Below are 15,121 nucleotides of genomic sequence, written 5' to 3' on the forward strand. Positions count from 1 at the left end.
ACGGTGTTGCCGGCAGACGCGGTACGTGGCGCGCGGCATGCCGGGGTGATGGACAACAATCGGGCCGGGAGCAGCACGCTCCCGGCCCGTGAATTCGCCGTTCCGACCGGTGTTTACCGCTGTACCAGCGGCACGTAAATCCGCGCAGGGATAAGGTAGCTCTCGCCCGTCGTGAAGGGGAGGTTGTTCACACTCAACCCGGCTAAGTCAGCAATCGTAGCGCTAGCCGGTATGTCGAGGCGCAGCGTGCCAGCACCAACGGCGACAATGACTGTGTACGTCGCGCCGCTGCCATTCGTAATGCTCGCACCGCTGAGCGTGCCAGTGGCGGTCAGGGCGAAGTCAGCGGTGTCCACCTCCGCTACCGGTTCATCGAAGGTGACTTGGAACTGCACGCTGGTATTGTTGATGGGGTTTGGCTTGATGCGGGTGATGGCTTGTACCGATGGTAGTACGAGGTAAGCGATCACGTAATCGGCTTGAGGAATACCGGCGGCGTCGAAGAAGTCGCCGCCACGTACAGGTTGCTACCGCTCACCACGAGGGCGGAGACCCAGCGGTTCAGCGTGTTGGGATTAGCGCTGAGGTTCGTCCGTTGCGCAGCGCCGCTGGCAAGGGACTGGAAAACGGCTCCTCGCTGCGGGTCGAGGGCGACCTACCAGCCGCTCACGTCAAGCGTGCCGCTGGAGGCACTGTCAATTCGCAGGGTGCCGTCGGGGTTAAGCAGGCGTTCCGCGGGGATAGCGGAGAGCGACGCATAAATAGCGGCGCGCATGCCACTGAGGAAGAGACTGAGCGTAACGATAACGGCGATGATTGCAGTTCGGATGCGCATAAGTCAGCTTCCTTTCACAAAACGATACAGTGGTTCCTGAAGATACGATTGTCGTTGCATTGCCTAACCTGCATGCGTGGCTCTGTCGCTTGGTGCGCTTTCGAACAAAACGGCCTCCTTCGCTATTATAAAGACGACGTATTGACTCGAACGAACGATACTATTGGAACGTATCGTGATGTCAATGGCGTGAGCTGATTGCGGTGCATGCTGAGCTACCCGTCTGTTGCCATAAGTACAGCGGGCGTTAAACCGTGGGGGGCATTCGGATTGCGATTCTGTGAGGGAGGGACATTGCGCTACAATGTTCTTACTTTCAGGACATTGCGCCGCACTATTCCTACGGCGATGACGGCGACGATACCGTACCGGAGGCGTCGTTGAACCGGTAGCCGACGTGCGGTTCTGTGATGATGTAACGCGGGTGGGCGGGATCGGGTTCGAGTTTGACTCGCAGCCGCCGGATGACACCTTTGACGTAATCGGTCGCGTCGGCATACTGCGGACCCCATACCCGCTGCACGATTTGGCGCGCCGTGACCACGCCGTTGCGGTGCGCCACCAGTTCGGCCAGCACGGCGTACTCGATCGGGGTTAAGCTCACTGGTTGACCTTGCCGCAAGACGATCCGCCGGGTGGTGTCGATCACCAAATCGGCGCATTGGATCAGCGGCTGTGGGGCACGGCTTCGCCGCAACACGGCCCGAATCCGGGCCAGCAATTCGCTCAGCCTGAAGGGTTTGACCAGATAATCATCGGCCCCATTGTCGAGCGCGGTGACAATATCAGCTTCCGCGCCTTTGACGCTCACGACGATGATCGGTGTTGCGCTTTGCTGGCGAATCTGCTGGCAAACGCCAATACCGCCCAGTTTCGGCATCACCAGATCAAGCAGCACCAAATGCGGCCCCACCTGCCGGAACGCTGCCAGCGCCGTTTCGCCGTCATGGGCAGCGGACACCTCGTAACCTTGCGCCCGCAGCGCCGGCGTGATCGCGGCGACAATCCCCGGATCGTCATCGACAATTAGAATGCGCTGTTTCATGCTGACTTGTCATCACCCAGCCACACTGGCGGTTCGTCGCTCACCAGTGGTAACACGATCCGAAACACGTTCCCACCCCCCGGACGATCATCAACCCAGATCTTGCCGCCGTGGGCGGTGACAATACCGTGACAGATGGCTAGCCCCAGCCCGCTACCGCTGCGATGACTGCGCCGGTCGCGTTCGAGCCGGTAGAACCGTTCAAAGATGCGCTGCCGTTCGGCGGGCGGAATCCCCGGTCCGCGATCGCCGACGCTGATCACCAACTGGGTGCTGGTGCAGAAGGCTTCCACTGTGACCGGCCCCGTTGGTGGGCCATATTTGTGCGCATTTTCGATCAGATTCCACAACACCTGCGCCAGCAAGATCGGATCAATGTAGAGTAGCGGCAAGGTTGGCGAGATGAAGGTTTCGATGCGGCATCCTGGATCGTGCTGGCCAAAACTCGTTACTACATCCTTCACCAGCATTGCCAGCTCAACCCACTCGCGGTCGATCGGCAAGGTTCCGGCTTCGATACGCGATAGATCGAGCAGTTGATCGACAAACCGGCTGAGGCGGGTGGTTTCGCGGGCGATATTGCACAGCAAGGCCCGATTTTCAGTCACCGAAACGGCATGCTGTCGGTCGAGGAGATCCTCAACTGAGGCGCGGATGGCGGTTAGCGGCGAGCGTAGATCGTGCGAGACGCTGGCTAGAAAGGCGCTCTTAAGCTGATTGGCTTGCCGTAATGCCTCGTTCTCGCTCGCTATTTGCCGCAGGCGCGCATTGCTCAGCGCCAACCCCAATTGCTGCGCAATGGTGAGCAACAAACTCAAATCTTCGCCGCTGATATGGCGGTGAGCGTGGCTACCGATCACGAGCACGCCAGCGCCAGTGGCATTCACCATTAGCGGCAGCACCACCAGATCGCAAAAATCGGCTAACGGCCACGGCAGTGGTTCAGTCGCGGCATGGCGCCGGCAGAGCCACGCTGGTTGGCCGGTGGCAAAGACGGTCTCGATCAGGGCTGCTATCTGCGCTTGATCGATGGCGCTCTGCAGTGTGCCGGCAATGGTGAGGCGCTGATCTTCTTTCAGTGCGATCAACCCAGCGTCGAGCCGGGTGATGGCGAGGATGCGTTGCACGACTATATCAAGCTGGCGCACCGGATCGAGCAAGGTGCTGAGAAAAAAGACCAGTGAGTTAATGACCTCGGTTTGGGCGGCATAGGCCTGCAAGTCGTTGTACAGCCGGGCGTAGCGCAGCATCGCCGCGCCATGAGTCGCCAATATCGCGCCGCATTGTTGCTCAGTCGCCATCCATAATTGGGCCGGGCGCGTCACCAGTATGACACCGCCAATATCAGGAAGCGGAAATCCGGCTAGTTTTGGCAACAGGTGCGGCATGTAAACAAATGGTTCAGGGATGGATCGCCATGCCAGTGCAACCGGATCGCGCACCACCGCTTGTAAGATCGCCAGCGCCTGCTCCCCTGATTCTCCCGGCGCAGTCCAGAAATAGGCGTGCGAGCGATCAATCGATGCGCCTTCAACTAGAGCCACCCCAGTGGCATCTAGCAGGCGGCCCATCTGTTCGATGATGACCGCTGGAGTGTACTGTGGATCAAAGGCGTTGCTGATAGCGCGCATTGCTGTGGCGAGCTGGGCGGTGCGATCGGGCCGGGAAGTCGCCGTCTGCGCTGGAATCTCGCTCGCTATGGGCGGCGTCCAACCGGAGAAGGTGCGCGGGCGAACCGGTTGTCTGGCCCATTCCAAGCGGTAGCGGCGCTGCACTTCGGCAGCAGCAGCCGCAAGGACGCCGGTGAGGAACGGGCGTGCTAACCGGTAGTCGCCAGTGATGTCGAGCACGCCGATCAGCTGTCCATCATCAGGATGAATAACCGGCGCGGCGGTACAAGTGACATCTTGCCAGCCGCTACAGTAGTGCTCGGCCCCCACCAATTGCACCACGCGCCCGGTTGTCAGCGCGACCCCGATCGCATTGGTGCCGGCCACCGCTTCGCTCCAATTGCTGCCGGGCAGTAACCCTTTGCGCGCCAGCCGCCGGCGGCAGTGCGGATCACCGTCCACGTCCAGCAGCGTGCCTTCAGCGTCGCTGAGCGCAATCACATACCCGGCATCGCCGAGTGTAGCCCGCAGACGGGCAAGGATTGGGCTCGCCGCGCGTAACAAGGTTGTGTGCCGTTCACGGAGCTCGGCCAATTGCCGATCGCTGGTTGTGGCAAAACGGGCAAGCTGCACCTCGGCATTGACCGCCAGCGTCCGGCAGCGTTGCCATGAATCGCGGATCACCGCGCGCATTGGCGAGAGGTCAACCTCGCCGCTGGCGATGAATTGCTCGCGTAACGTAGCTATCCGCCAAACTAGCGTCTCAAGGTCTCCCGGAGCGGCAATGTGCAGCGGTGCTTCGCTCATAACGCCTCCCTGCGCGAGCAAGCTTTGGAATTGGGTGTGGATACTCTGGTTATACCATGCCTCCCCGCACTCGTCTACTCATGCCGCCGGTTTTTTCACTGCTTTTTCACCGCGCCCCCTCCCTTTTCCTGTTACGATGCTCTCAACCCCACATGCAGCTAATCGACCGTCACAATGGTGGTGACCGGCATGTCATCGGAGACAGGAGGAGTGTATGTACCGCACTGCTGATGGCCGCGAGATCTTCGTCATCGATGCCCATACCCATCTGTGGGATGCTAGCCCAGAGAATCAGCGCGGCAAGTTGGGCAAGGGTTGGATTGATTGCTTCTATGCTTACCACAAGAATCTCTCGCCGCCCGATAAGGTGTGGACGCTCGAACACTACGAGCGCTATTCGGTCGAAGATATGGCCCGCGACCTCTTTGTCGAGGGCTATGTCGATATGTGCATCTTGCAGTCAACCAACCTGTTCGAGTTTTACCACACCGGTTTCAACCCAATCGAGCGCAACGCCCAGCTCAAAGAGGCCTTCCCGGAGCGCGTGATTCTCAACGGTTCGTTTGACCCGCGTCATGGCGAAGACGGCCCGCTCGGCCTGAATGCGTTGCGCCAAGCTAAGCAACAGTACGGTATTCAAGGCGTCAAGCTGTATACTGCCGAGTGGCACAACGGCTCGCGGGGGTGGAAGTTGAATACCCCAGAAGCCTATCGCTTCTTTGAAGAGTGCGAAAAGCTCGGGATCACGAACATTCACATTCACAAAGGTCCGACCATCTGGCCGCTCGATCGCGACTCGTTCGATGTGGCCGACGTTGACTATGTAGCCACTGATTTTCCCGGTCTTACCTTTATCGTCGAGCATTGCGGCCTGCCGCGCCTCGAAGACTTCTGCTGGATTGCGACCCAAGAGACGAATGTCTGGGGCGGCCTCGCTGTGGCTATGCCCTTCATCCATTCCCGCCCGCGCTACTTCGCCGAAGTGATGGCGAACCTGCTTTACTGGCTCGGCCCCGACAAGTTGACCTTTGCTAGCGACTATGCGCTGTGGACACCGGGTTGGCTGGTTGAGAAGTTTATGGCCTTTGAGCTGCCCGAAGACCTTGAGGCTGAGTTTGGCGTCAAGCTGACGATGGAAGCTAAAGAGAAGATTCTTGGCCTGAATGCAGCCCGGCTCTACGGGATCGACTCGGAAGCGAAGAAGGAGCAATTGCGGAATATGCCGGTTGTGCTCGACGGTGCCGCGCCGGCCACCGTCTGAAAGGAACTGCCGATGCCCACGCTTGCCGAGATCAATCGCGCGCTGGCCGAGGTCTACGATCCCGAACTCGACACGCCGATCACTGAGTTGGGTTTCGTCAACGAGGTGCAGATCGCTGATGGGCACGTTACCGTTACTTACACTGTCCCCACCTTTTGGTGCGCGCCTAACTTCGTCTTTATGATGTCGCAAGACATTCGCGATGAAGTCGGGCGGGTGCCGGGAGTCATACAGGTAACGGTGCTCGTCCGCAACAACTGCCTCGAAGACGAGATCAACCGTGGCGTTAATGCCGGGCGCAGCTTTGCCGAGACCTTCCCCGCCGATGTGGATCAGAACGCTGATCTGGAGGTATTGCGCCACACCTTCAACGTCAAAGGCTTTCTGGCCCGGCAGGATGTATTAATCCGCCGGATGCGACAGGCTGGACTTGCCGATAACGCGATTCTGACATTACGCCTCGGTGACGTTAAGGTGCAGGGGGAAGACCTGATCCTCTCGCCACCGCCACACCGAGTGCCACTGGCAGCAGCCGATCTTCTTCGCTATCTGCACAAGCGTCGGCGTTTACAGCTCTCAGTTGCAGCGGAAGCGCTACTCTTCACTACGGTTGCAGGCCAATCAATCGCTGAAACTGAATTGGCTACGTATTTACGCTACTCGCGCTCGGCCCGGCTGAATATCGCGTTCAACACAAGCCTATGCGAAGGCTTGCTGCGCACTCAGTTCTTCCCCGAACGGCAACACGACCATTCTAGCGTCGGCGATCGCTTGATGATTGGATAGAGAGGATAAACCTATGCGCGCTGCTCGTCTGCACGAGTACGATGAACATCTCAACGTCCAGCTCCAACTCGAGGATGTGCCGCTGCCCAAGATTACCAAACCCGGCGAAGTGATTGTGCGGATTGGCGCGGCAGGGTTGTGCCGCACTGATCTGCACATTATTGAAGGAGTATGGAAGGATATTCAAGACCCGCAACGCACCTTGCTGCCCTACATCCTTGGGCACGAGAATGCAGGTTGGGTGGAAGAGGTTGGCCCCGGCGTAACCTCGGTCAAAGTCGGCGATCCGGTAATCTGCCACCCGTTACGTTCGTGCGGGGTTTGTCTCGGCTGCCGGCGCGGCGAGGACATGTACTGCGAGCACGGCAGCTTCCCCGGCCTCAACTGTGATGGCGGCTTTGCCGAGTATCTGTTGACTAACGAACGGGCACTGATCAAGCTCAACCCCAACGTGGCGCCGGTCGATGTCGCGCCGCTGGCCGATGCCGGCATTACCGCTTACCGGGTCGCCAAGAAAGCGGCCCGCAAGCTGACCCCCGGCCAGTATTGCGTCATTCTTGGCGTCGGCGGCCTTGGCCATATCGCGCTGCAATCGGTGCGCGAGCTATGCGGAGCGCGGATCATCGCGGTTGACCGTTCGGAAGCGGCGCGCAAGCTAGCGCGCGATCTCGGCGCGCACTATGTGCTCGATGGCGGCGACACGATTGTGCAAGAGGTGAAGGAACTGACGCATGGCGGCGCACATGCCGTGATCGACTTCGTAGGTGAATTGGGCGCCGAGCAGGTCTCGTGGCAGATGCTGCGCCAAGGCGGCACCCATTATGTGGTCGGCTACGGTGGCGCCGTGCATGTGCCCACCGTTCACATGATCATCACCGAAATCGCAATCGAGGGCAGCCTCGTCGGCAACTACGTCGAGCTAGTTGAATTGATGGAGCTGAATGCCGAGGGGCGGGTCAAGCTGCATGGCCAGCAATACCGGTTGGATCAGATCAATCAAGCGATCAACGACTTCAAGAATCGGCAGATTGCTGGGCGGGCGGTGATTGTGCCGTAAGCGTGATAAATAGAGGCATGCGGTAGCATCGCCGCCGCATGCCTCGCTCCGTAAAGTACGGGCAGATTTCAAACCTGCCCGTACACATTGTCCGACATCATCATTACTTTTCAGCGGCGCTTTGCTTTGTGAACAACTCGCGTAGCAACTCCTCATCGGTCGGTTGCACCGGCGTACTGAGCAACTTGGCAAGGAATTGTTCATCTGTCGGCGCAAGAGCTGCTGGCCGCCGGCTTGGCCAGAACTGAAGCCCAAGCCCGCCCGCTAGCAAGAGAAACCCAACCACAAACCAGAACTGGGCATTGAATGGGATTGTCGTCGCTGTGCGCGGCAAGTGGGCGGGTTGCTGGCTGGTGGCGGCAGTGGGCGTATCTGCGATACCGGTGTACGGCAGCTTGGGCGGAATCACTGCCGGCAGTTCAGGCATCACCGCTACCGGCGCTGCGGTCGGCACTTCGGTTGGCGCTTCGATGGTGAAGGCTGGTGCTGCTGGTTCAGCTAGGCTAGGACTGGTAAAGAAGAGGTGAGCCACGACCGTATCGCCGGGGCCGACTGCAATTGTCAACGGTGCCTGCGCTGGCGATCCTTGCTCGTCGGTTAGGTGCAGTGCAAGGGTATAGAAGCCAGACTCAACCCAACGATCGTAATTGCCATTCTGATCACTGTACACGACCGCATCACCGATCTTGACCGCAATCTGCGCCGCTGGCGCATGGGTGCGTAGATCGATAATCGTGCCGGTAACGCGCCCCATTGGCATTGGGGTTGGTGAGCTTGCGGGCAACACGGTCACCGGTGGAATCGTTGGGCGCGGCGACGGTTGCAGCGCTGGCGCGGCGGTTGATGGTTTCGGCAGCGGCAAGAGAGCAAACCCAATAACCATCGCAAGCACACCGCAAATCATCATACTATAGCTCAGCATTCGACGTTGCATACGCAGCTCCTTGCGTGTTTTGCGCAATTTTTCCTCCAGCAAACGTACTCAACCATCGCCGTGATCATCATAGCAAAAATATATCCGCTTTACACGATCATAGCATGTTGCGATACGCAAATTATCAATCGTGCGAGTGGCACCTTGGTTTTGTCGCTCTCATCACGTGCAACGCAACGTGCGCTTGAGCGCGATCAAACCAAGTATGCTACAGTGTAAAACCTGCCGCCCTTGTCTTGGCGTGCGGCATACCATTCCGCACTCCATCCGAGATGATAATGGCGAAGGTGACACCAGCACGGTTAAGCATTGTTCCATGCCGGTGTCACTTAGCCGATCGCCCATCAATCACCGATCAAGACCGTGACTTGAGCCCGGTTGTTGGTCTCATTCACCTCTTCCACTGCGCCGAAGGGGCTGCGTTCACCGCCATCAGGGCTCCGGTTCCAGCTATCCACGTAGGCGTAGATTGTATTGAGACCGCGTGGCAGTCGTCCATTCCATGTCGGTGAACTTGCTGCGGGATCGTAACCAAAGGGATTGGTTGAACTACGCGGGAAACTGATGAATGTCACACTCTCACCGGGTTGCAGGGTGCCGTCAAAGTACCATGCCAACCCTTGCCGTGACAGCTCATTCCACGGCTCATTTACTTCTGGTGGGCGTGATGGGTTAACGTACAGATCGACCCAGAAGTTGCTCGCCGGTTCCCGGCCAATGTTGGTCACCGTCACCCGATAGGTTACCGGTGTGTCGGCATTCGGGTTCGTGGGTGTGGCTTGGATGCTGGCGATAAGGTCTGGTGGAATTTGGACGATGGTCATTGGCAGATAGACTTGCACCCGCCGGTAGTACCCCATATCAATGACCACTTGCTGATCAGCAGCGAGAGTGAACGTCGCGATTGGGCCATCGCTATCGGTAGCGTCATCGCCAACATTCGGTTGTGCCGGCAGATGGCCAAGCAGGTTTCTGAAGACAACCGTTACTTCGCTTGGTGGCAAGCCGGTAACACTGTACGAACCGTCGCCTACAGTCTGGAGTTGGATCGTTTGTGGCTGAGCCGGCAGTAATGTCGGCGTGTACGTCACCGTGACTTGAACGCCTGCTAACCGTTCGGTTTCATTTGGATCGCGCTGATTGTTCTCGTTGGTGTCAAACCAAACGATCCCGCTCACTCCGCCGGTGCCGCGCAGACCAGCATCAATCCCGGCCAAAGCTTGGCCGCTAAGAATGGTGAAATTGGTTGTCGTACCATCACTACGGAAATCGTTGTCATCATCGACGTTGATCGAACCACTGCCGTTGTTCGTTGTCGTATAACCACTTGGCAAGGTGATCCGAAGCGAATACGTGCCCGGCGTTACCTCGTTAAATGCGTAGCTGCCGTTTGCCAACGTCTGAGTTGTGGTGATGGTATTCCCGCTGCTATCACGCAAGGCGATGGTCAGTCCCGGTATACCCGGTTCACCCGCATCACGCAGACCGTTGCCGTTGACATCGAACCAGACCGTATCACCAATCGCGGTGGTGCGGTAGAGGCCGAAGTCGATCGTCGTGTCGGTGGCATTCAGCGTGAAGCTTTCACCAACGGCGTTGCTATCCGTGGCCGGGTTGCCACCCTGATTGGCGAGTGTAAGCAGATACCCAAACCGACTGACCGACTGGATCGTTACTGTGCTGCCCGGCGGGATGTTGTCGATAGAATAGTTGGCGTTCAAGCCACTGGCTGCCGTTGAGACAGTGCTATAGGTGAATGATGGATTGGTAGAGTTGATAACTCCACCATTGGTCTGCACCGTCACGGTGACCGTCACCCCATCGAGTGCTTGTTCGCCACTGTCCTGAATACCATTGGCGTTGGTATCTTCCCACACGAGATCGCCAATCGACAACGCACCGCGCAGGCCGGCGTCGATATAGGTAATGTTGGAACCCGAAGCCACTGTGAAGCTAGTTGTGCAGCCACTGGTCTGATCGGCATCACTGTTGTTATCGTCAGTCAACGTTGATCCGCGCGTTGTAAACGTGAAGCCGGTTGGTGCCGTGACACAGAGCTGATACGTCGCGTTGGTCAGGCCGGTCGGTTCGATAGTGGTGATCGAGAATGCGCCGTTAGCATCGGTTGTGACCGGCGTGCTCGGCCCGCTGCTGCTACCAACCAGCCGCACCCTGATATTCTCCATCCCCGGCTCGCCGCTGTCGAACAGACCGTTGCGGTTGGTGTCGAACCAGACAGTACCGCTGATCTGGGCCGGACGGTAATATCCGAACGGTACCGGGTCAGATGTTGTACCGCTCAGTACTACCCCTGTGCTCGCCGTGCCGGTATTGCCCGGTGAACGAATATATCCACTTGGATCAGTCGGGACCGTGAAGGTGTATGTCCCGGGAGGGCCGCTGAATGTGACGATGCCGCTCAGATCGGTGGCTTGACTGCTAGTAATCGGCCCACTGACATTGATGGTCACTGCGCGTAAACCGGCTTCACCGCTTTCAAAACTATTATTGATGGTCACCGTCTCGTTAAAGACGCGCGCGCGCACAGTAACGTTCTGATAGTAGCCTTGATCGCGGCTAGCGGTTGCCCCGATACTAAGCGGTTGATTCGTTAGCTCAGCGACGCTGTCGCTGTCAGTTGCGTCACTACCTTGATCGTCCAGCGTCACCTGATACGGTGGCGTGGCGGCGGGCGGTGTAAAAGTCAGCGTAAAGCTAGCTTCACTTGCCGATGTGCCGCCGGGGAGGCCGGTAAAGCTGTACTCGCCATTGCTATCGGTAGTCGCCGTGCGGGTGATGGTCGTGGTAAGATTGGCAAGGGTGATGGTCGCGCTCAGATTAACCGTCACGTTAGCCAATCTTGGCTCGCTAGCGGCGCGCTGGCCGTCGTAGTTGCTGTCGATGAAGGCAATACCATTTACCGTGCTGTTACCAATCAACGCCGCTCGCCGAGTCGTCGTCTGACCGTCAATGACAGTAAAGAGATCGGTGCGTCCGTTATTGCTGACAATCGTTGCCACACTGTTATCGCCGGTATTGGCAGCGACGAAGCTGAAGTTGGTCGGTGCCGGATTAACGAACTCTAGTCGGTAACTGCCACCCTCGACATTAGCGATCGTGAAGTTACCGCTACTATCAGTGGTTGCACTGCCAACAACAGTATTCGACGTATTCAGCAGGCGTACCGTCACTCCGCTCACTCCCGGCTCGCCGGCGGCGAGATTATCAGCCGGCCCATTTGTGCCATCGAAGAAGACCTGCCCGCTGACCCGGCCAAAGGTGTAGAAGCCGAAGACGTTGGTCGTGCCGGGAGGACTGGTTTCGGTCAGCGAGCTGCCGCCGCTTGTCAATGGCGATCCCGCAACCGTCACTGCTGCGGTTGAGCCTGATGATGGCAACAAACCGCTCAGCGCCGCCGAGCTTTCATCAACATTGAGCCGATAATCGCCGGGACGAACGGTAAAGGTCACAAGGCCGCCGGTGGTCGTTGTCCCGGTCAGCACGCGGGTGCTGTCGGGCCGTTCGAGCCAGACGCGCACGCCGGTGATGCCCGTCTCGCTGGTATCCCATTGATTATTACGCCCGGCTGACGGTTCACGGAAGACACGCGCGCGAATGGTGACATTGCGGAAATAGCCTTGATCGAAGTCAAGCGTACCGCCGGGAGCCGGCCCAGTTACGGTGACAGTGGGGCCATCGCTATCGATGGTATCATCACTACCCACATTCGGATCGCTAGGAATATAGCTGCTAGATGGTGGGGCAAACGTAATGGTATAGGTGATTGTCCCAGCGCTGCCGCCCGGCAAACCGGTGAACTGATAGTTTGGCGGCGCTGTCGCGAGTGTTGCCGGATACGTCGCTACAAGGTTCGGCAGGTTAGCCGTGACCGTCAACGTCACCGTTGCACCGGCCAGATCGGTATCGCCGGCATCTTGCAGATTGTCAGCGTTGTTGTCCTCAAAAATCCGCCCCGTAACTGTTGTTTGACCACGGAAACCAGCATCAATATTGGTGAATGTGCCGTCATACGGTACGGTGATGATATTGGTGCTGCTATTGGCAACGTTTCCCGCCGTTGTTACATCGCTGTCACCGCCGGTAATGAAGGCATAATTGGCCGTATCGGGATTCGTGAAGCGAACGGTGTAGGTACCGGGGAGGATGTTGGTGAAACTGTATGCGCCAAGAGATGTAGTTGTGGTAGTAGAAATTACACTGCTTGATGAATCAATCAGCTCGACCGTCACATTCCGCATACGCGGCTCGCCACTGTTGGCTAACCCATCGTCGTTTGCATCAAAAAAGGTCACGCCGCTGATCCGGCCCGGCCGATAGTAGCCGAAATAAGCATCACGTGTATCGCCGCTAACCAGACCGGTGAAGGTCAGGCTACCGGTATTGCCGGTTGAGGCGAGATAACCGGAAGGCGTTGTCACCGTCACGGTATATGAACCGGGGCGCAAGTTGAAGATTGCTTCACCGGCCAGATTCGTTGTGAGTGTAGCTGTCTCGGTTCCAGTCACATTGATGGTCACGCCACTAATGCCGGGTTCGCCAGAATCGAGCGAATTGTTAATCGTCACTGTCTCGCCAAAAACGCGCACAACAATTCGCACTGGTCGGTAGAAACCAGCATCAACACCATTGTTATTGGTGCCTTGCGCCGGCGTAAAGGTTTCAGTGCGCCAAATATCACTGGTGCCGATCCGCGAATCAAGATCGCTGTAGTCGGTATAGGTTACCTCGGTAGGATCAACCGGCGTGCCAGTTGGGCGCAAGCTGCCGACAAAGCCAATATACCCAGCGCCGGCGGTTGAGATATCGAAGGTGACATAGATCGGTTCGGCGGGTAAGCCGGGAATCGAATACACACCGCTACTATCGCTTACTCCTGTCCCGAGCAGCACGTTATCGCTCGCGCGGTAGGCGCTCACGGTCACGCCGGGGATAGCCGGTTCGCCGCTATCAAAAATACCGTTTCCGTTGCGATCCTCAAACACCCGATTGCCAATGCGAGCGCGGGTCATACCAAAATCAACATTCGTATCATCGGGCGTTCCCGCGCTGAGCGCAATCGAGTCGCGATAGACGTAGCGATTGCCATTGCCATTGGTGGCTTCCGTGCCAGTTGATGTTCCCAACCCGACCAGCGCGCCACCGGGCAGGAAATTGGCTTCATCAAGCACGATCCGGTACGTCGTAGGCGTTGTGCTTAGCGGCAGATCGTCGAACAGATAGTAGCCGGGTTGACCGGTCGTGGGATTATTGGTCGTGACGGTGAAAATTTCGTTGCCGTCGCGGATGCCATTGTTGGCCGTGCCGCCGCCACGCCCGTCGTCAACAAAGACGATCACGCCGTTGACGCCAATTTCGCCGGAGTCTTGCACCGTATCGCCATCATCATCCAGCCAGACGTAATCACCGATCAAGCCTTTGTAAAAGCCGAATAGTTGATTATTGCGGGTGTTGCTGGTGGTACTGAGAGAGAATATGGGGCCGGTCACATCACCTGTGGGCACGCCATCGGGTGACCCAACATCGCCACCGGTAGCATCGGGCGAATTGGCGGCGCCGAAGAGAACAGCTCCGCTCGCAAATTGGCTGGATGGAATAACCACTCGGTAGTTCGCGCCAAGCGGCACGCTGGTGAAGACGAAAAATCCGCCGTCAGCCGGCTCGCTCGAACCAATGCGCTGACGGGTGGTGACGGTCGCAACGGTTGTGTTAGTGCCGGTATTGACCAGTTGCACCTCCACGCCGTTCAGGCGCGGCTCGCCAACCTCCCACAAGCCGTTGCGATTGGTATCGCGCCACACGAAGCCGCTCACAGCGCCTCGGGCAAAACCAATATCTACGTTGTCAATATTGACGCCACGACCGGTATTGGGCAGCGAAGCCTCGGCATTGCCGCTCACGAGTACCGCATCAGAATCGCGAATGCTGGGGTTAGGCGCGCCATCGTTGACAAACGCTTGGGTCAAGATGTAGCCGCTAGGGAAATCAGTGGCCAGAATCCGCACCCGGTAGCCGGCGCCGGTTGGAGCCACGTTAAAGATCGCGCGACCTTGGCTGTCGGTATTGACCGGCCCGGCTACGGTGTTGCCAAGGCTATCAATCAGATACGTAGGCAAATTGGTCAGCGGCGGCTCGCCGGCATCTTGAATACCGTCAGCATCAAGATCATCCCACACCCGCGCCGCAATACTGCGGGTACCAACTGGCGCACCGGTATCGATCACGCCATCGAGGTTACGAAGTCCAACTCGCTGCGTCACCGCACTGCCAGAAATGGTTACAAACGAGAGCAACCCGGCATTGCCCGTTCCCGGTACCGAAACCACCCGCGCGCCGAGATTGCTGACCTCGATCCGGTAATCGCCGTCAGGCAAAGCGGGAAACACCACCTCTCCGTCACTATTGGTCGTATTGAGACCAACGAGGACGCTATCGGCAGTGTAAACCGAGACCAACACGCCGGCGACGCCATTGCCCGGTCCGTCATTATCGAGACCGTCGCGGTTGGTGTCGAGGTAGACGCGCACAGTCAGTGTTCCGGCGGCAAAGGCTGTGAGCGTCGCGCCGAACAGTGCGCTGAAGATAAGGAGAGCGATCAGAATGAGGGGAAAGAGGTGTTTTCTGCTGTGGCCGATTCGCTGTGTGCCAGAGGCGTAGTGAGCCATACGATGCTCTCTTGTCAAAACTATTGCAAATCCTTTACGATACGTAGTATAACAATCGTATCATACCTTTTTCAGATGAGTTCAGCAATAGGCAATTGATCCC

The 15,121-nt window shown here is 57.9% G+C and carries 9 protein-coding genes; 3 read left to right on the forward strand and 6 right to left on the reverse strand.

Going from position 1 to position 15,121, the window contains the following annotated elements; translation table 11 throughout:
- Positions 1 to 113 precede the first annotated feature (113 nt).
- The 4 genes from Q1A00_RS12695 to Q1A00_RS12710 all read right to left on the reverse strand — a co-directional run bounded on the left by Q1A00_RS12695 (position 114) and on the right by Q1A00_RS12710 (position 4,297).
- Positions 114 to 470 carry a hypothetical protein gene (locus tag Q1A00_RS12695; protein WP_298490308.1) on the reverse strand — a complete coding sequence of 119 codons (357 nt, stop codon included), beginning with the start codon at positions 468 to 470 and terminating at the stop codon, positions 114 to 116.
- 185 nt (positions 471 to 655) lie between these two features.
- A complete protein-coding gene (locus tag Q1A00_RS12700; RefSeq protein WP_298403101.1) occupies positions 656 to 835 on the reverse strand; it encodes a hypothetical protein in 180 nt (59 codons plus the stop codon).
- Between the two features lie 340 nt (positions 836 to 1,175).
- The gene (locus Q1A00_RS12705) at positions 1,176 to 1,880 is read right to left on the reverse strand and encodes a response regulator transcription factor (protein ID WP_298403102.1); all 705 of its coding nucleotides are present in this window, start codon (positions 1,878 to 1,880) and stop codon (positions 1,176 to 1,178) included.
- Entirely contained in the window at positions 1,877 to 4,297 is a 2,421-nt protein-coding gene (locus tag Q1A00_RS12710; protein ID WP_298403104.1) for an ATP-binding protein, read from the reverse strand. The genes Q1A00_RS12705 and Q1A00_RS12710 overlap by 4 nt, the downstream gene beginning before the upstream one ends.
- A gap of 214 nt (positions 4,298 to 4,511) precedes the next feature.
- On the opposite strand from Q1A00_RS12710, the gene Q1A00_RS12715 reads away from it, so the two are divergent.
- Genes Q1A00_RS12715 through Q1A00_RS12725 form a run of 3 tightly spaced genes read left to right on the forward strand, consistent with a single transcriptional unit; the run spans position 4,512 to position 7,401 of the window.
- Positions 4,512 to 5,558, forward strand: a complete 1,047-nt coding sequence (locus tag Q1A00_RS12715) for an amidohydrolase family protein (RefSeq protein WP_298403106.1) — start codon at positions 4,512 to 4,514, stop codon at positions 5,556 to 5,558.
- A gap of 12 nt (positions 5,559 to 5,570) precedes the next feature.
- Positions 5,571 to 6,344, forward strand: a complete 774-nt coding sequence (locus Q1A00_RS12720; protein ID WP_298403107.1) for an iron-sulfur cluster assembly protein — start codon at positions 5,571 to 5,573, stop codon at positions 6,342 to 6,344.
- A gap of 13 nt (positions 6,345 to 6,357) precedes the next feature.
- Positions 6,358 to 7,401: an NAD(P)-dependent alcohol dehydrogenase gene (locus Q1A00_RS12725; RefSeq protein WP_298403108.1), complete on the forward strand. Its 1,044-nt coding sequence runs from the start codon at positions 6,358 to 6,360 to the stop codon at positions 7,399 to 7,401.
- Between the two features lie 103 nt (positions 7,402 to 7,504).
- Here Q1A00_RS12725 and Q1A00_RS12730 read toward each other — a convergent pair whose 3' ends face one another.
- Both Q1A00_RS12730 and Q1A00_RS12735 read right to left on the reverse strand, forming a co-directional pair.
- Complete coding sequence (locus tag Q1A00_RS12730; protein WP_298403110.1) at positions 7,505 to 8,335, reverse strand: hypothetical protein; 831 nt, start codon at positions 8,333 to 8,335, stop codon at positions 7,505 to 7,507.
- A gap of 344 nt (positions 8,336 to 8,679) precedes the next feature.
- Positions 8,680 to 15,018: an SdrD B-like domain-containing protein gene (locus tag Q1A00_RS12735; RefSeq protein WP_299757165.1), complete on the reverse strand. Its 6,339-nt coding sequence runs from the start codon at positions 15,016 to 15,018 to the stop codon at positions 8,680 to 8,682.
- Positions 15,019 to 15,121: the final 103 nt, after the last annotated feature.

The organism is uncultured Chloroflexus sp. (assembly GCF_938091255.1).
Taxonomy (GTDB): domain Bacteria; phylum Chloroflexota; class Chloroflexia; order Chloroflexales; family Chloroflexaceae; genus Chloroflexus.